The sequence below is a fragment of the Streptomyces minutiscleroticus genome (assembly GCF_014650875.1).
GTDB lineage: Bacteria > Actinomycetota > Actinomycetes > Streptomycetales > Streptomycetaceae > Streptomyces > Streptomyces minutiscleroticus.
Window position 1 is genome coordinate 21,789 of the sequence record NZ_BMVU01000042.1, and the last position, 16,557, is coordinate 38,345.

Annotated in this window: 15 protein-coding genes and 1 pseudogene; 8 read left to right on the plus strand and 8 right to left on the minus strand. The window is 75.6% G+C overall.

The annotated features are described in order from the left end of the window. Positions 1-40: 40 nt before the first annotated feature. Positions 41-478 (minus strand): DUF4442 domain-containing protein, encoded by a 438-nt coding sequence (locus IE271_RS30145; RefSeq protein WP_190193681.1) that lies wholly within the window; start codon positions 476-478, stop codon positions 41-43. A gap of 154 nt (positions 479-632) precedes the next feature. Here IE271_RS30145 and IE271_RS30150 point away from each other — a divergent pair, with 154 nt between their 5' ends. Next, a complete protein-coding gene (locus IE271_RS30150) occupies positions 633-1,703 on the plus strand; it encodes a DUF8017 domain-containing protein (protein ID WP_190193643.1) in 1,071 nt (356 codons plus the stop codon). 257 nt (positions 1,704-1,960) lie between these two features. Beyond that, positions 1,961-3,274 (plus strand): MFS transporter, encoded by a 1,314-nt coding sequence (locus IE271_RS30155; RefSeq protein ID WP_229919642.1) that lies wholly within the window; start codon positions 1,961-1,963, stop codon positions 3,272-3,274. A gap of 198 nt (positions 3,275-3,472) precedes the next feature. On the opposite strand, the gene IE271_RS30160 is transcribed toward IE271_RS30155, so the two are convergent. Beyond that, positions 3,473-4,318, minus strand: coding sequence for a spermidine synthase (locus IE271_RS30160; protein WP_190193645.1), 846 nt, complete (start codon positions 4,316-4,318; stop codon positions 3,473-3,475). 77 nt (positions 4,319-4,395) lie between these two features. After that, the gene (gene tuf / locus IE271_RS30165) at positions 4,396-5,571 is read right to left on the minus strand and encodes an elongation factor Tu (RefSeq protein ID WP_190193646.1); all 1,176 of its coding nucleotides are present in this window, start codon (positions 5,569-5,571) and stop codon (positions 4,396-4,398) included. Between the two features lie 533 nt (positions 5,572-6,104). Between tuf and IE271_RS30170 the strand changes: the two genes are divergently transcribed. Then, positions 6,105-6,905, plus strand: a complete 801-nt coding sequence (locus IE271_RS30170) for a TVP38/TMEM64 family protein (RefSeq protein ID WP_190193682.1) — start codon at positions 6,105-6,107, stop codon at positions 6,903-6,905. Between the two features lie 90 nt (positions 6,906-6,995). Here IE271_RS30170 and IE271_RS42420 read toward each other — a convergent pair. Continuing rightward, positions 6,996-8,069 (minus strand): annotated as a pseudogene (locus IE271_RS42420) (DUF6807 family protein); the annotation flags it as partial. Between the two features lie 304 nt (positions 8,070-8,373). On the opposite strand from IE271_RS42420, the gene IE271_RS30185 reads away from it, so the two are divergent. Both IE271_RS30185 and IE271_RS30190 read left to right on the plus strand, forming a co-directional pair. Continuing rightward, positions 8,374-9,249 (plus strand): undecaprenyl-diphosphate phosphatase, encoded by an 876-nt coding sequence (locus IE271_RS30185; protein WP_190193647.1) that lies wholly within the window; start codon positions 8,374-8,376, stop codon positions 9,247-9,249. Positions 9,250-9,598: 349 nt separating this feature from the next. Then, entirely contained in the window at positions 9,599-9,775 is a 177-nt protein-coding gene (locus IE271_RS30190) for a hypothetical protein (protein WP_190193648.1), read from the plus strand. A 543-nt stretch (positions 9,776-10,318) separates the two neighbouring features. Here IE271_RS30190 and IE271_RS30195 read toward each other — a convergent pair. Both IE271_RS30195 and IE271_RS30200 read right to left on the minus strand, forming a co-directional pair. Beyond that, a complete protein-coding gene (locus tag IE271_RS30195) occupies positions 10,319-11,059 on the minus strand; it encodes an SDR family NAD(P)-dependent oxidoreductase (RefSeq protein ID WP_190193649.1) in 741 nt (246 codons plus the stop codon). Between the two features lie 90 nt (positions 11,060-11,149). Further along, the gene (locus IE271_RS30200; RefSeq protein WP_190193650.1) at positions 11,150-11,839 is read right to left on the minus strand and encodes a DUF4291 domain-containing protein; all 690 of its coding nucleotides are present in this window, start codon (positions 11,837-11,839) and stop codon (positions 11,150-11,152) included. Positions 11,840-11,931: 92 nt separating this feature from the next. On the opposite strand from IE271_RS30200, the gene IE271_RS30205 reads away from it, so the two are divergent. Then, a complete protein-coding gene (locus IE271_RS30205; RefSeq protein WP_190193651.1) occupies positions 11,932-12,417 on the plus strand; it encodes a nuclear transport factor 2 family protein in 486 nt (161 codons plus the stop codon). Positions 12,418-12,519: 102 nt separating this feature from the next. Further along, positions 12,520-14,121 (plus strand): apolipoprotein N-acyltransferase, encoded by a 1,602-nt coding sequence (lnt, locus tag IE271_RS30210; RefSeq protein WP_190193652.1) that lies wholly within the window; start codon positions 12,520-12,522, stop codon positions 14,119-14,121. Here the strand turns inward: lnt and IE271_RS30215 are convergent. Then, the gene (locus IE271_RS30215) at positions 14,042-14,950 is read right to left on the minus strand and encodes a Gfo/Idh/MocA family protein (RefSeq protein ID WP_190193683.1); all 909 of its coding nucleotides are present in this window, start codon (positions 14,948-14,950) and stop codon (positions 14,042-14,044) included. The genes lnt and IE271_RS30215 overlap by 80 nt on opposite strands. Positions 14,951-15,102: 152 nt before the next feature. Between IE271_RS30215 and IE271_RS30220 the strand changes: the two genes are divergently transcribed. Next, positions 15,103-15,597, plus strand: coding sequence for a hypothetical protein (locus tag IE271_RS30220; RefSeq protein WP_308435225.1), 495 nt, complete (start codon positions 15,103-15,105; stop codon positions 15,595-15,597). A 185-nt stretch (positions 15,598-15,782) separates the two neighbouring features. Here IE271_RS30220 and IE271_RS30225 read toward each other — a convergent pair whose 3' ends face one another. Further along, positions 15,783-16,298 (minus strand): hypothetical protein, encoded by a 516-nt coding sequence (locus tag IE271_RS30225; RefSeq protein WP_190193653.1) that lies wholly within the window; start codon positions 16,296-16,298, stop codon positions 15,783-15,785. Positions 16,299-16,557: the final 259 nt, after the last annotated feature.

The following is a 16,557-nucleotide window of genomic DNA, read 5'->3' on the forward strand; positions in this document are numbered from 1 at the left end:
GGGGAGGAACGGGAGGAACGGGAGGAAGAGGAAGGCCGGCTCAGCCGTTCGGGCGGAGGGTCCAGACGACCGTCATCTCGCCGGTCACGGCGCCGTCCTCGCGCTGGATCTCGACGGCCACCGGGAACTCCGGCCGACGGCCCGCGTCCAGTTCGGCGACGACCTCGCCGGCGGGCCGGCCGAGCGTGGCGGTGGCCTTCACCGGTCCGAGCGCCAGCTTCCTGTAGGCGATGTCCGCGCGCACGGCCAGCGGCACGGCGCGCGAGAGCTGGTCCCCGAAGGCGGCGAGGACCACGGCGCCGCTCGCGGACTCGCCGAGGGTGAACATCGCTCCGGCGTGCGGCCCGCCGACGTGGTTGTGGTACTCGCCCTGGTCCGGCAGGACCAGTACGGCCCGCTCCGGGGTGGTCTCCAGGTACTCGAGGTTCAGGGTCCTGACCATCGGCACCGTGGCGGCGAGCATCTCGCCGATCGACATCTGGTCTGCGCTCATGGACCGGAACGTTACCGGCGAGTAGCAAAGCTTGGCCAGGGGGCGGACGCGGCCGGCGGGCCGGGCGGCGCCCGCCGGCACCGGGCCCGTGGGGGCGGAGGATGGCAGCCCGTCCCGCCCGCCTCTATGGTTACAGGCCATGTGGCCAGGAAATAATCAGCCGCCCGGGGGAGACAACCAGCCGCCCGGGGGCGAGCAGCACCCGCAGGACCAGAACCCGTACCAGCAGCCGGGGTACCAGCAGCCGAACCCGTACCAACAGCCCGGATACCAGCAGCCCGGGTATCCGCAGCCCGGGTACCAGCAGCCGAACCCGTACGGGCAGCAGCCCGGGCAGCCGCAGTGGGGCGCCCCCACGGTGCCGCTGGGCGCGCCGGAACCGCCGTGCAAGGACGGGCGGAAGACGAAGGTCACCGCGATCGTGGCGGCCGCCGCCGTGCTGGTCGCCGCGGGGGTCACCGGTTTCCTGGTCCTGGGCGGCGGCGACGAGGACGACACCGCGAGCGGTACGTCCTCGCCCTCCCCCACGGCGTCCGCCTCGGCCACGGAGAGCGGGTCGTCCGGCGCCGAGGACAACCCCCGCGGCGGCGAGGCCGAGAAGCCCACGGTCCCGGGCTGGAAGGTCGTGGTGAACCCCAAGTGGGGCACCGCCTTCGACGTCCCGGCCGACTGGGAGGTCGAGTCGCCCGGCGTCTTCATGGGCTTCGAGGACGATCAGAAGGGCGACGGCTCCGTACTCATCGGCATGTCCGCGCCCGCGTACTTCAAGTCCAAGTGGTGCACCTCGGACGACGACAAGGACGGCACCACGGAGGACACCGAGCTGGCCGCCACGGGCACCAAGGGCCAGAACGGCGCCAAGAACACCGACGACGTCGCCCGCAACGACTCCGCCTGGTGGGTCTTCGGCGGCTACACCGACCAGAAGGACTCCTCCAAGAAGCTGCTGAAGATCGGCGAGCCGAAGAAGTACACGACCGAGTCCGGGGTCGAGGGCAGCGTCGCGACGACCTACTCCAGCGGGGTCCCCAAAACCGGCAAGTGCGACTCCGACGGCAAGGCGACCACGTTCGCCTTCAAGAACTCCAAGGGCGACTTCGTGTCCTGGACGTTCTTCGGCGCCAAGGGCGTCGAGGAGGAGGTGCCCGACGCGACCGTCCAGAAGATCCTCAGCACCGTGCGGCTGCACGGCGACCCCGAGGACTCCTGACCGCGGGCGCGTGCCCGGACACGGCACGGACCCGCGCCCGGGCACGGAGCACCGGACCGCGGGGCCCGCGGTGATCGGGCCCCGGGCCCGGAAGCATCGGCCCCGGATCCGCAAGGACCGGGCCGTCGGCTCGGGGAGGACCGAGCCGACGGCCCCGGAAGCGTCGGTCCGCAGGTCGGAGGGCGTACGACGGTCCGGGGCCTACCTCGCGGCCAAATGGTTTGGCAAGTCGGGGCCGCGGCGGCGATAGTCGCCCGGTGACCTCTGCCGCCGACACCCGCAGCCCGCGCCGCCCCGCCTGGGCGGGACGGAACTACACCCTGCTCACCGCCGCCGCGGTCGTGACGAACCTGGGCAGCCAGGGCGCCCTGATCGCGGCGGCGTTCGCCGTGCTCGACGCGGGCGGCGACGGCGGCGACGTGGGTCTGGTGGCGGCCGCCCGCACGCTCCCGCTGGTGCTCTTCCTGCTGATCGGCGGCGCGGTCGCGGACCGGCTGCCGCGGCACCGCGTGATGGTCGCGGCCAACGCGCTCAACTGCGTGTCGCAGGCGGCCTTCGCCCTCGTCGTGCTCACCGGGGAGGCGCGGCTGTGGCAGATGATGCTGCTGACCGCGCTCGGCGGCGTCGGCCAGGCGTTCTTCAACCCGGCGGCCGAGGGCATGCTGCTCTCCTCCGTCGAGGGCGAGCACGCGGGGCGCGCCTTCGCGCTGTTCCGGATGGCGATGCAGGGCGCGGGCCTGGGCGGCGCGGCGCTCGGCGGCGTGCTGGTCGCCGCGCTGGGACCCGGCTGGGTGCTGGCCCTGGACGCGGCGGCCTTCGCGGTGGCCGGCGTCCTGCGCGCCTTCCTCGCGGTCGGGCGCGTCCGGCCCCCCGCGCCCGGCGGGGGCCTGCTCGCCGACCTGCGGGACGGCTGGCGGGAGGTCGTCGGACGGCGCTGGCTGTGGGCGGTCGTCGCGCAGTTCTCGGTCGTGGTGGCGGTCGTCGGCGCCGCCGAGTCCGTGTACGGGCCGCTGGTCGCCCGGGAGAGTCTGGGCGGGCCGGGCCCGTGGGGGCTGGCGCTGGGCATGTTCGGCGCGGGCACGGTCGCCGGAGCGGTCCTCATGATGCGCTGGAGGCCGCGCCGCCTGCTGCTCGCGGGCACACTGTGCGTCTTCCCGCTGGCCGCTCCGTCGGCCGCGCTCGCCGTGCCCGTGCCGGTGGGCGTCCTGTACGGCGTGATGTTCGTGAGCGGCCTGGCCATCGAGGTGTTCGGGGTCTCCTGGATGACCGCGCTGCACCAGGAGATCCCGCAGGAGAAGCTCTCGCGGGTCTCGGCGTACGACTGGTTCGGCTCGATCGCGATGGTCCCGCTGGCGACGGCCCTCGCGGGCCCGGCCGAGCAGGCCTTCGGCCGGACGGCCTCCCTCTGGGGCTGCGCGGCCCTGGTCGTGGTGGTCACGGCGGCGGTGCTGTGCGTACCGGACGTCCGGAACCTGACCCGGCGGACCAGGCCCGTGACCCACCACCCGGTGGACGCGCCCACGGCGTCGGAGGCGCCCGCGCGGGAGGACCTGGAACGCGCCGCCGGCTGAGGCGCCCGGTCCGGCCGCCCCGCCCACCGGCCGCCGCCCAAGGCTCCTGACGCCCCGCCTCCCGGCCGCTGTCGCTGTCGAAGGCTCCGGCGCCCCATCCCTCGGACCGGCGCCGAAGGCCCCGGTGTCCGGGCCCGCACCCGCTGCCGGAGGCCCCGGCCGTCCCGGCCCTCGGCCGATGCCGAAGGCCGCTCACGCTCAGCCGATGCGGAAGGCCCCGTCCGGCGGCTCCGGCGACGGCACGGCGTCCTCGTCCCGTACGGGCGCGGCGTCCCCCGTGAACTCCCGCAGCGCCGCCCCGTGCTCCACCCGCGCGGGGAAGGCGTCGGCGGCGGTGCGGCGGGCCAGGGCCGCCGTGTCGAGCGGGCCGTGCGCGGCGACCAGCACCGCGTTGCCGAAGCGCCGCCCGCGCAGCACACCGGGCTCGGCGATCAGCACCGGCTCCGCGAACACCGCCGCGAACGTGGCGAGCTGGGAGCGCAGGAAGGCGAACGGCGCGGCGTCGGCGAGGTTGGCGAGGTAGACGCCGTCGGGCCGCAGCACGCGCGCGGCCTCGCGGGCGTACGCGAGCGAGGTCAGGTGCGCCGGGACGCGCGAGCCGCCGAAGACGTCGGCGACCAGGACGTCGGCCGAGCCGTCCGGGGCGCCCTCCAGCCAGGCGCGGGCGTCGGCCCGGTGCAGGGTGACGCCCGAGTCCCCGGGCAGGGGCAGGTGCTCGGTCACCAGGTCCAGCAGGCCCCGGTCCGCCTCGACGACGTCCTGGCGGGAACCCGGCCGGGTGGCGGCCAGGTAGCGCGGCAGGGTGAGCGCGCCGCCGCCGAGGTGCAGCGCGTCGAGCGGCCGTCCGGGCTCCGCGACGACGTCCAGGACGTGCCCGAGCCGGCGCGCGTACTCGAACTCCAGGTGCGCCGGGTCGTCCAGGTCCACGTACGACTGCGGCGCCCCGTCGACGGTCAGCAGCCAGGCCCGCTCCCGGTCGACGTCCGGCATCAGCTTCGCGGTCCCGTGGTCGACGACGCGGGTCACGGGTATCGGCTCCTCCACGCACCCCATTGTGCCGGTGGGCGGACCGGGCGTGCCGGGCCCGCCCCCTCCCGGAAGGGGGCGGGCCCTGTTTCCGGTCAGCCCACCGAGGTGACCGTCCCCGCGCCGACCGTGCGCCCGCCCTCGCGGATCGCGAAGCCGAGGCCGGGCTCCAGCGGCACCTCGCGCCCCAGCTCGACCGCCATGGTGACGGTGTCGCCGGGCCGTGCGACGGCCGCCGCGCCCAGGTCGACGTCGCCGGCCACGTCCGCGGTGCGCAGGTGGAACTGCGGCCGGTAACCGGTCGTCAGCGGGGTCGTGCGGCCGCCCTCGCGCGCCGACAGGACGTACACGCGCGCGGTGAAGCGGCGGCCCGGTACGACGCTGCCGGGAGCCGCGACGGCGTGGCCGCGGCGGACCGCGCCGCGCGGCACGCCGCGCAGCAGCAGCGCCACGTTGTCCCCGGCCTGCGCCTCCTCCATGGGCTTGCCGAAGGTCTCCACGCCGGTGACGACGGTGTCGAGGCCGGCGCCCAGGAGCTCGACCCGGTCGCCGACGCGGACCGTGCCCCGCTCGACGGCGCCGGTCACGACGGTGCCCCGGCCCGTGATGGTGAGCACGTTCTCGACGGACAGCAGGAACGGCGCGTCGAGGTAGCGCTCGGGCATCGGCACGTACGTGTCCACGGCGTCCAGCAGCGCCTCGATCGAGGCAGTCCAGCGCGGGTCGCCCTCCAGCGCCCGCAGTCCGGACACCCGGACCACGGGGACGGAGTCGCCGCCGTAGCCGTGCGCGGTGAGCAGTTCGCGGACCTCCAGCTCGACGAGGTCGATGAGCTCCTCGTCGCCCGCGTCCGCCTTGTTGAGCGCGACCACGACGTGGTCGACGCCCACCTGGCGGGCGAGCAGCACGTGCTCGGCCGTCTGCGGCATGACCCCGTCGAGCGCGGAGACCACGAGGATCGCCCCGTCGAGCTGGGCGGCCCCGGTGACCATGTTCTTCACGTAGTCGGCGTGGCCCGGCATGTCCACGTGGGCGTAGTGCCGGGTGTCGGTCTCGTACTCGACGTGCGCGATGTCGATGGTGATGCCGCGCGCCGCCTCCTCCGGCGCCCGGTCGATGCGGTCGAAGGGCACGTACCGGGTGCCGCCGCCGGCGCGCTCGGCGAGGACCTTGGTGATGGCGGCGGTCAGGGTCGTCTTGCCGTGGTCGACGTGGCCCATGGTGCCGATGTTGAGATGCGGTTTGGTGCGGACGTAGGCCGTCTTGGGCATGGCTGTACCTCGAAGCCTGCTGGAAGGGAACGCGCGCCGGGTCGGGCGGTGCGCGTGGGGGTCCCGGCGACGCGGGACACGGACCCCGAGGTGGTGCCGACCCTCCCCCTTCGGGGTCCGCCGGACGATCCGGAGAGGGTCAGCTTCGGGCGCCGTCGACGGCGGCCACGAGGAACGGGACGGCAGCCTTCGGCGCATCCGCGACGGCGGATGCTGCGAGGGGGAAGGCGTACCGGAACATGACGCCGATCGTCGCCGACGCGCCGTCCGGCGTCCAACGGTTTTCCGGCAGCACGGCGGCCCCGCGGGGGACGGGGCGGCGGCCCCGCGGAGCGGCCGGCAGCGGCGGGAAGCGACCGGGCCGGCGGCGGGAGGCGTACGGGGCGGGGGCGCGGCCGGGCGCCGCACGGGGCGTGGACGGGTCCCGTACGGAACGGAAACGGGCCCCGGAAGAGGCACTTGGGACTCCGTTTGTGACTCCGATGAGACGAAGCGCACGGCGATCACACACATTTGTCGGCTAGTGTCACCGGATGCTCGATGCCACCACCCGCTCTGGGGGCACCGCCACGGCCACTCCCCCGGCCGCCGCCACGGAGCTCGCATCCACTCCCCTGCCCACCGGCCGCCCCGCCCTCGCGGGACCGGCCGCCGTCCCCGCCGCGCCACCCCGTTGGGCGAGAGCCCTGCTGTCCCCCTGGTTCCGGCTGTCCCTGCTCGTCGCCCTGCTCGCGGGCGCCGCCGGCTGCGTGCTGGCGTTCGAACCGCAGCGGCTGCTCTCCGACGGCTGGCCCGCGCAGCTCAACGGCGCCGCGGCGGCCGTGGTGTTCGCCGTGGCGTACGGCCTGTGCACGGTCGCGTTCGTGCCGCGGCCGCTGCTGAACCTCGCAGCGGGCGCCCTGTTCGGCTCGCAGCTCGGGCTCGGCGCCGCGATCGCGGGCACGGTGCTCGGCGCCGGCGTCTCCTTCGGCCTGGGCCGCGTGCTCGGGCAGGACGCCCTGCGCCCGCTGCTGCGCGCCCGCTTCCTCAAAGCCGCGGACGGCCAGCTCAGCCGGCACGGCTTCCGCTCGATGCTGGCGGTCCGGCTGTTCCCCGGCATCCCGTTCGCGGCGGCCAACTACTGCGCCGCGATCTCCCGCATGAGCTGGCCGTCGTTCCTCCTCGCCACCGGGCTCGGGTCGATCCCCAACACCGCCGCGTACGTCGTCGCGGGCGCCCGCGCCTCGACGCCCACCTCCCCCGTCTTCCTCGTCGCGATGGGCTTCATCGCCGTACCCGGCCTGATCGGCGCGGTGGTGGCCTGGCGCAAGCGGCACCACCTGCGCGGACGCTGAGGCGCCCCGGCCCGCGGCGGCGGCTTGGCCCCGTACCCCGGCGCCGTCAGGGTCCGCGCCGCGCCCGCCGGACTCACCACGGGATTCCGCCAGGCGCTCGGCGATCTCCGCGCGCCCCCAGGCGCCGTCCGCCACGATCACGCGGTAGCGGCGGGCGAGGGGGTCGCCGGGACCAGTTCGAGCTCGTCGAAGAAGACGAGGGAGGGGGCGACGGCGGCGAACGGGTCGTTGCGCACGAACCAGTGGGCCGGGTGCGCGCCGCCCTCCCCGCCGTGGTCGTTCTCCGGGGCGTGCGCGAAGACCAGCGTGGCGTGCCCGTCGGCGCCGTCGTGCTCGCCGGTGTACGCGAGCCAGGGCGCCCGCGCGCCCATCGTCTCCGGTCCCCCGCCGTCGGGGCCGGTGATGCGGCCGTCGCGGAAGGCGCGCGGGCCCCGCCAGAACCGCCCCGTGCAGCCGGCCGTCTCGCGCCCCGCGGTGGTGGGGCTGCCGAAGAGCAGCGGCTCGTCGCGGCGGTTGGTGACGGCGGTGGTCCAGGTCAGCGCCCAGGAGCCGGTCGCGTGCCGCACGTCGTGCACCTCGACGCGGCGCTCCTCCTCCGCCCACAGCGCGCCGTCGTACGGGTGCCAGGTGAGCCGTTCGGCGAGCATCCGCCGCACGCGCCGGGAGCCCGAGCCGAAGCGGTGCTGGAAGACGATCGCCGTGTACGGGCCGCCGTCGGCGCCCTCCGCCGCCCGGACGGCGTCGAAGTCGGCGAGCGTGGGCACCGGGGGGCTTCTCGCACCACACCCAGGCCCCGGCGCGCAGCGCGGCGACGGTCCGGTCGCGGTGCGGGGTGGGCGGCGTGCACACGCTGACGAGGTCGGGGCGCTGCTCGGCCGGCATCCGGTCCAGGTCGGTGCAGGCGTGCGGCACGCCGCCCTCCGCGCAGAACCGCTCGACCGCCTCCCGGTCGACGCCGACCGCGGCGACGACCTCCGCCTCGCCCTCTTCCGCGAGGCGGGCGAGGGCGGGCAGGTGGCTGCCGCTCGCGATGGCGCCCGTGCCGATCACGGCGGCTCTGACGCGGCGGCCGCCGAGCGGCGCCGGCGGTCCGTTCCCGGAGGTCGCGCTCGGAGCGGGGGCCGGGGTCGTCCGGCCGGTGGCGGCGTCGCGGGCGGTTCCCATGTACGTGATCAGCACTCCGTCGGACGAGGCGGCAGACCCGGCGGGCGTCTGCCGGACATCGCCCCGACGCGCGCAGCAAGCGCTTTCTCCCTCGCCCGGAAACGTAAGCTCCGTGCTCGCGGCGGGTCAACACCCCGGCGGCGGCCCGCGTCCGGCCGCACTGTCCGGGGCCTGTCCCCGGCCTGTCACCCGGGGGCGCTACGCTGCCCCCGACGCCCGTGATCACCCCATACGACAACACGGTGCGTCCGTCCGCCTTTTGTTCGCACCTCTTCCGCCATCAGCACTTGGATCACGAAACTTCATGTCTTGGTTTGAATCATTCATCCTCGGACTCGTCCAGGGGCTGACCGAGTTCCTTCCGATCTCCTCCAGTGCCCATCTGCGGCTCACCGCGGCGTTCTCGGGCTGGGAGGACCCCGGCGCGGCCTTCACCGCGATCACGCAGATCGGCACGGAGGCGGCGGTGCTGATCTACTTCCGCAAGGACATCGTCCGGATCGTCTCCGCCTGGTTCCGTTCGCTGGTGGACAAGTCGATGCGCGGCGACCACGACGCCCAGATGGGCTGGCTGGTGATCGTGGGCTCCATCCCGATCGGCGTACTGGGCGTGACGCTCAAGGACCAGATCGAGGGGCCGTTCCGCGACCTGCGGGTCACGGCGACGATGCTGATCGTCATGGGTGTGGTCCTCGGCGTCGCGGACCGGCTGGCCGCGCGCGACGAGACGGGCGGCCGGCACCGCGCGGCCAAGGAGCGCAAGACGCTGCGGGACCTGGGCGTCAAGGACGGCCTGATCTTCGGTGTCTGCCAGGCCATGGCCCTGATCCCGGGCGTCTCCCGCTCCGGCGCGACCATCAGCGGCGGCCTGCTCATGGGCTACACCCGTGAGGCCGCGGCCCGCTACTCGTTCCTGCTCGCCATCCCCGCGGTGCTGGCCTCCGGCGTCTTCGAGCTCAAGGACGCGGCCGAGGGCGGACACGTCGACTGGGCCCCCACCGCCTTCGCCACCGTCATCGCCTTCGTCGTCGGCTACGCGGTCATCGCCTGGTTCATGAAGTTCATCACCACCAAGAGCTTCATGCCGTTCGTCTACTACCGGGTCATCCTCGGCATCGTGCTGATCGTGCTGGTCAGCATGGGCGTGATGAGCCCGCACGCGGGCGAGCCGGCCCACTGACCGGACCCCGCACCCGCACAGAACGGCGGCCCGCGTCCTCCACCAGGAGGACGCGGGCCGCCGCCGTGTACGCACATGGCGGCGGTGGTGACATGGGACCGCGACGGCGAGGCCGACGGAAGCGGGGCGGTGCGCCGCCGGGAGGTCCGGCGCACGGTCCACCGTCCGGTCCGCCGCACGGTCCACCTTGCGGAGGACGGGCGGTCCGCCGAAACGGCGGCGAGATCGACTGAAACCTTCTCGAAACAGTCCCCACGAAGCCGCCACAGAAACCCACGTGACCAACCACATACTGTCCAGGTAGCCGTCCGGTAGCGCACGGTCAGCCGTTGGCCCTACGCTGGTCCGCATGTCCGAAATCACCACCCCTGGCTCCGTGCGGTCCGCCGCCGCGGTGAACGAACAGATCCGCTCGTTATGGATACGCGCGGGCGGTTACCTCTCCGCCCAGGAGCGGGCGGAATACGAACTGCTGGTGGTGGAGTGGGCCGAGGCCGTGCGCCAGGAGGTCGTCGCAGCCGCTTGAAGAGCGCCGGAGCCCGACGCGGCAGCGGACGGGTCCCAGCCGGAAGGACCGCCTCCCGACGGGACGGCGTATCCGGCGGAGCAGCCCTCGACCTGGGAAGACGGGCCCCTTTCACCGTAGACGCCTGACGGTCCCGCCCCACGGAACGCCTCTTCCTGAGCCGCCCCGCCCCACGGAACGCCCCTTCCCGAGCCGCCCCGTCCGCCGAGGGCCTCCCCTTGGGCCGTTCCCCTCCGTTCCGCCGGGCGTCCCTTCCTGGACCGCTCCCTTCCGTTCCGCCGGACGAGTCGGACGAGTCCTCCCGAACGCTCTCTCCCGCCGTGCGAGCCGTACGGGCGCCGCCCGCCCGGCCCGGCCCCGCGTCGGCCACAGGACCGCGCACTCCCGCACAGAACCCCCCGTCGGCGAACCGCCGACCGCCCCGGACCTCCGGCGCCCGCCGAGCCCCGTTCCCGTGCTCGGCACTCCTGGTGTTCCCGGCACTCCCGGCGCTCCGCACCCGGTGTCCGGCGCCTGCGGCTCGTACGGCGCCGCGGGTGCCCCTCAGCGCCCTCCGGCCACCCGCAGCACCGCCCCCGTCGTGTACGACGCCTCCGGCGACAGCAGCCAGGCCACGGCCGCCGCGATCTCCTCGGCCCTCCCGGCCCGCCGCAGCGGGATGCCGGGAGCCATCCGCGCGGGCCGTCCCGGGTCCCCCATCGCGGCGTGCATGTCCGTCTCGACCAGACCGGGCGCGACCGCGTTGACCCGGACGCCGTCCGGGCCCAGCTCCTTCGACAGGCCCACCGTCAGCGCGTCCACGGCCGCCTTGGTCGCCGCGTAGTGCACGTACTCGCCGGGGCTGCCCAGCGTGGCCGCCCCCGAGGAGATGTTCACGATGACGCCCTCGCCGCGCGCCGTCATGTCGCGCGCGGCCCGGCGCGCGCACAGCAGGACGCCCAGCAGGTTGACCTCCACGACCCGGCGCAGGTCGGCCGTGTCCGCGTCGGCGAGGCGGCCGAGCGGGCCGGTCACCGCCGCGTTGTTCACCAGGCCCGTCACCGGCCCGAGCCGCTCGGCCGCCGTGTCGAAGAGCCGCTCGACGTCCGCCTCGACGGACGTGTCCCCGCGCACGGTCACGCAGCGCGCCCCCGCCTCGCGCACCGCACCGGCCACTTTCTCGGCGGCGTCGGCGTCCCGCGCGTACCCGACGGCCAGGTCGTGCCCGTCCGCCGCCAGCCGCAGGCAGGTCGCGGCGCCGATCCCCCGGCTGCCGCCCGTGACGACCGTGACCGGACGTGCCATGTGTGCCTCCTCGCACCTCGGTGCACCGCGATGCACCCCGCCAACCCGCCGGCCCGGCGAACCGCCGGATCACCGAGCCCCTGGTCCGCCCTACGATCGCAGACGGGCCAGGGCGTCCTCGTCGGCGGGGTAGGGCGGTTCGTGCGGCAGCAGCGCCCGCGCGCGGTCGAGTTCGCCGGCGCGCACGAGACGGTGGATCCCGGCGGCGGCCGCCGTCACGTCCGTCACGCCCACGATCCACTCGTCCGCGTACCGCGCGGCCGCCTCCCCCGAGAGCCCCAACTGCAGGGAGCGGTACGGCAGCGGGGCCAGCCGCAGATCGCGCTCGGGGTCCCACTGCACCCGCGCCGGCGCGCGCCGCAGCTCCCGCCGCCAGGCGTCGCGGTCGCCGTGCAGCGCGGGGACGTGGTGCGACAGACAGGCGTGCCGCAGCGCCCAGGCGAACCCGTCGCGGTCGATCTCCACGGCCAGCACGGTCTCCTGCCCCTGCTTGGTGCCCCAGCCGCAGCGGTACATCATCCAGAGGAAGGACGGCTTGATCCAGGTCATGCGGTCGCGCTTCCAGGCCGACGGGAAGCGGCCGTCGCGGGCGGCCGGGACGCCGATCTCCGGCGGGTACGCCTGGTAGACGGTGATCGTCGAGGCCGTGTGGCGGGCGCGGACACGGAACTCGGGCTCGCTCTCGGGGTCCACCGCACGGCCGTCCGGCACGGCGTGTTCCTCCGGCACGGCGTGTCCGTCCCGCGTCGGGCGGTCGTCCGGTGTCGCTCGGTCGTTCATGCGCCTCAGCTTCGGCCGTGCGCGCGCGGACGGCCACCGAATATCGCGTACGCCCTCTTGGCCCGTCGCGCCCCGTGGCCAACACTGAAGCGATGACGCAGCGCGTGGAACTCGCGACGGTGAGGGACCGGCTCGCGGTCGACGGACTGATCACGGAGTACGCGGCGGCCGTCGACGACGGCGACTGGGCGGCGTACCGGCGGCTGTTCACGGCGGACGGGCGCGTCGACTACCGCTCCGCGGGCGGCATCGAGGGCGACGCGGCGCGGGTCGCCGGGTGGCTGGCGCGCGCGTTGGAGCGCTTCCCCGTGCGCCAGCACCTGATCGTCAACCGGCGGGTGCGGTTCGGCGTCCACGAGCAGGACACCGGGGACACCGCCGGGGTCCGGGCGGACTACCTGAGCCCGATGCGGCTCGCCGGGCGGGACGGCGGGCACGGCGCGCCGGACGTCGTGCTCGGCGGCCGGTACGCCTTCGCGCTGCTGCGCACGGACGACGGCTGGCGGTTCAGCGAGGTGGTCGTCGAGGAGAAGTGGCGGCACGGCGTGCCGCCGGCGGATCCCGCTCCGGCGCGCTGACACGGCGGCGCGGCGCGCGGAGGGCCGCCCTCTGTTTGAGATCGTCGCGGGCGCGCACACTGAGAAGGCACGTACCGGGCGTCGGGCCGAGGGAGGCGCTGCATGAACCTGTCCGCCGTCGGCGGAGGCCGTCGGCCGGCCGGCCGGTGGGGGCGCGGTGTGGCCGCCGTGCTCGCGGGCGCCCTGCCGGTGCTCGCCTATCCGGCCCCGTCGCTGTGGTGGTTCGCGTACGTCGCCCTGGTGCCGTGGATCCTGCTGGCGCGCTCGGCGCCGACGGGCCGCCGGGCGGCGTACGACGGCTGGCTCGGCGGGCTGGGGTTCATGCTCGCCGTGCACCACTGGCTGCTGCCGAGCCTGCACGTGTTCACCTTCGTGCTCGCGGCCCTGCTGGGCGCGTTGTGGGCGCCCTGGGCGTGGCTCGTGCACCGGTTCCTGGGCGGCGCTCCCTCACCCCGCCGGGCGGCGCTCGCGCTCGTCGTGCTGCCCTGCGGCTGGCTCGTGCCCGAACTCGTCCGGTCCTGGCAGGGGCTGGGCGGCCCGTGGGGTCTGCTCGGGTCGACGCAGTGGCAGGTGGCGCCCGCGCTGCGGCTGGCCTCGGTCGGCGGCGTGTGGCTGCTGAGCCTGCTGGTGGTGGCGGTGAACGTCGCGGTGGCGGCGCTCGTCGCGGAGCGCCGGGCGCGCGTGCCCGCGCTCGCCGCGCTCGTCGCCACCGCTGCCGCCGCCTCGGCGGCCTGGGCGTGGGCGCCGCGTCCGGACACCGGTGCCCGGGTGCGCGTCGCCGTGGTGCAGCCGGGCGTCGTCGACGGGGCCGGCGCCCCCGAGCGGCGCTTCGCCCGCGAGGAGGCGCTGACCCGGCGGCTGGCCGGGCAGGACGTGGACCTCGTCGTGTGGGGCGAGAGCAGCGTCGGGTACGACCTCGCCGACCGTCCCGACCTCGCCGGGCGGCTGGCCGCGCTCTCCCGCGAAGTGGGCGCCGACCTGCTGGTGAACGTGGACGCGCGGCGCTCCGACCGGCCCGGGATCTACAAGAGTTCGGTGCTCGTGGGGCCGCGGGGGCCGACGGGCGACCGCTACGACAAGATGCGCCTCGTGCCGTTCGGCGAGTACGTGCCGGCCCGTTCGCTGCTGGGCTGGGCGACCTCCGTGGGCAAGGCCGCGGGCGAGGACCGGATGCGCGGCACCGGGCAGGTGCTGATGGACGTCGGGCACGGGCTGCGGGTGGGCCCGATGGTCTGCTTCGAGTCGGCCTTCCCCGACATGAGCCGGCAGCTCGCGCGGGACGGCGCGGGGCTGCTGGTGGCGCAGTCGTCGACCTCGACGTTCCAGGGGAGCTGGGCGCCCGCGCAGCACGCGTCGCTGGCCGCGCTGCGGGCCGCCGAGACGGGCCGGCCGATGGTGCACGCGACGCTGACCGGGGTGTCCGTGGTGCACGGCCCGGACGGCGCGCGGATCGGCTCCCCGCTCGGCACCGACGCGAGCGCCTCGACGGTGTACGAGGTGCCGACGGCGGGCGGCACCACCCTGTACGCGCGCTTCGGCGACTGGGCCGTGCGCGCCGCGCTGCTGGTGCTCGCCGCCGTGGCCGCCGCCGGGACCGTGCGGCGGCTGAGGGCGCGGGCGCGGCTCAGGCGGCAGGACGCCCGGTCACCGCGCGTACCACCCGTTCGCACAGTTCATGGGTCGCCAGTGCGTCCCGGGCGCTGAGCACCTTCCCGGCGCGCACGGCGTCCAGGAAGGCGAGCACGGCCTGTTCGATGCCGCGCTGCCGGGCGACCGGGACCCAGTCGCCGCGCCGCCGCACGGTCGGCTGGCCCTTGTGGTCGACGATCTCCGAGAGGTTCACGACCTGCCGTTTGCGGTCCTGCCCGGAGACCTCCAGGATCTCCTCGGTGGAGCCGCTCATGCGGTTCATCACGCCGAGCGCCGTGAACCCGTCCCCGGCGAGCTGGAGGACGACGTGGTGCAGCAGCCCGTCCTCGACCCGGTACCGCACGCTCACGTCGTCGACGGGCCCCGGCACCAGGAACCGCAGCGTGTCCACGACGTGGATGAAGTCGTCGAGCACCAGCGTGCGGGGCACCTCGGGCAGGCCGACGCGGTTCTTCTGCATCAGGATCAGCTCGCGCGGGTGGTCGGCGCACTGCGCGTAGCCGGGGGCGTGCCGCCGGTTGAAGCCGACCGCGAGGCTCACGTCGCGCTCCTCCGCGAGCCGGACGAGCCGCTCGGACTCGGCGAGTTCGTACGCGAGCGGCTTGTCGACGTAGGTCGGCACGCCCGCCTCCAGGAGCCGGGTGACGATCTCGGGGTGCGCGGCGGTGGACGCGTGCACGAAGGCGGCGTCGAGGCCCTGGCCGAGCAGGTCGTCGAGGCCGGTGTGGCGCTGCCCCGCCGGGAGGTGCAGGCTCTCGGCGACCTCCGTCAGGGTCGCGGGCGTCCGCGTGTGCAGGTGCAGTTCGATCCCCGGCAGGGCGCCGAGCACCGGCAGGTACGCCTTGCGCGCGATGTCGCCGAGTCCGATGCAGCCGACCTTCACGAACGTCTCCTCTTCGGGGTGCCCGCGCACCCGGCGGGACCCGGCGCGCATCTCGTCGGAAGCATACGGCCGCGCCGGAGCCGTCACCCGTGCGGAGCACCTCCCCGCCTGTCGGCTCCCCCGGCCGGCGCGCGGCGAGCAGAGTGGCGCGGGTGCAGCGAACCACGATCACCGCGACGCTCCTGACCGCCCTGGCCGCTCTGGCCGTCTCGGCCCTGTCCGGCTGTGCGACGGTCCGGAACCCGCCCCCGGGAGCCGCGCCGTCGGGGCAGCGCCCGCCGGCGTCGTCGCGTCCCGCGGTCAGGACCGAGCCGCAGATCGTGCAGGCCCCGGCGCGGGAGGCGCTGGAGCGCGTCGGCCCGTCCCGGAGCGCGGCCGGGAAGGCCCCGGCACCCCGCCGGTCCGCGGCGCCGCGCCGGGCGCCCGCGGCCCCGGCACCGGTCCCCGCCGCGACGACGGCACCCGGGCGCGCGCGGCCCGCGGCTCCCGGGCCCGCGCACCGGCCCGGACCCCGTGCCGTTCCCCATCTCCCCGCGCAGGGCGCCTCGCCGGGGCGGGCGGACGTGTGCGCGCTGGGCGGGAAGTACGGCGGCTGGAAGCCGGCCAGCCCGCAGGCGGTCATCTGCCGGAACGCGTACGGGCAGTGAGCCCGAAGGGCGTAGGGGCGTCGGACGGTGCAGGACGTGGGGCGCCGGACGGTGCAGGGCACGGAGGGCGGAGGACGGGCGCCTGCGCCGGTACGGAGCCGTGGTGCCGGTATCGGTACGGAGCCGTGGCGCCGGCGTCGGCCGGTGCCGTCGTGTGCCCTGCCGCGCGCCGGTGGGGCCGCCGGTCAGGGGCGCCGCGGCGGGCCGAGTCTCTCCCCGCCGGGGCCCTCCTCGGCCAGCGTCCGCTCCAGGCGGCCGATGGCCTCCCGGACGCCGTTGCCGTAGTCGTCGTCGGCGAGTGTGTGCACCGCGCCGCGCGCCAGCCGCAGATGGCCGTGGGCGTCCTCGGCGCGGCCGAGCTTCGCGTAGTCCGCGGCGAGGTTGAGGTGCAGGGACGGGTAGAAGGCGCGCACCGCCGGCGACCGGTGGTGCTCCGCCGCCCGGTCGTCCGTCAGCTCCGCCGCCGCGGCCAGCGCCCGCAGGTCCCAGGCGAGCTCGTCGAAGGGGTCGTCCTGGGTGTCGGCCATGTAGTGCGCGAGGGTGCAGCGGTGCAGCGGGTCGCCGTTCTCCCCGATCTCCGCCCACAGCTCCAGGAAGCGGCTGCGGGCCTCCTCCCGGTCCCCGCCCCGGTGCAGCATGACGGCCTGCCCGATCCTGGTCATCATGGCGTCCGCCGCCGTCCGCTCCTGCCGCTCCGCCACCGCGCGTCCTCCGCACTCGTCGATCGCCGCCGCCCGCGCACGCCGTGCCGCCCTGCCCGCACGCGTGCCCGGACCGGCAGGGACGGCACCGGTGTCCCTGCGCCGTCCCTGCCGGTGACGACGCTAGCCGCAGCCACCGACGATCACGGGCAGGCGGCTCCGGGGACACCGGAGGACCGCCGCCGGAGTGTCGGCTGCGACGGCTGCCGCGACCGCGGCTGCCGTCACGCCGGGCGGACCCGCCTCCCGGGGCCCGGCC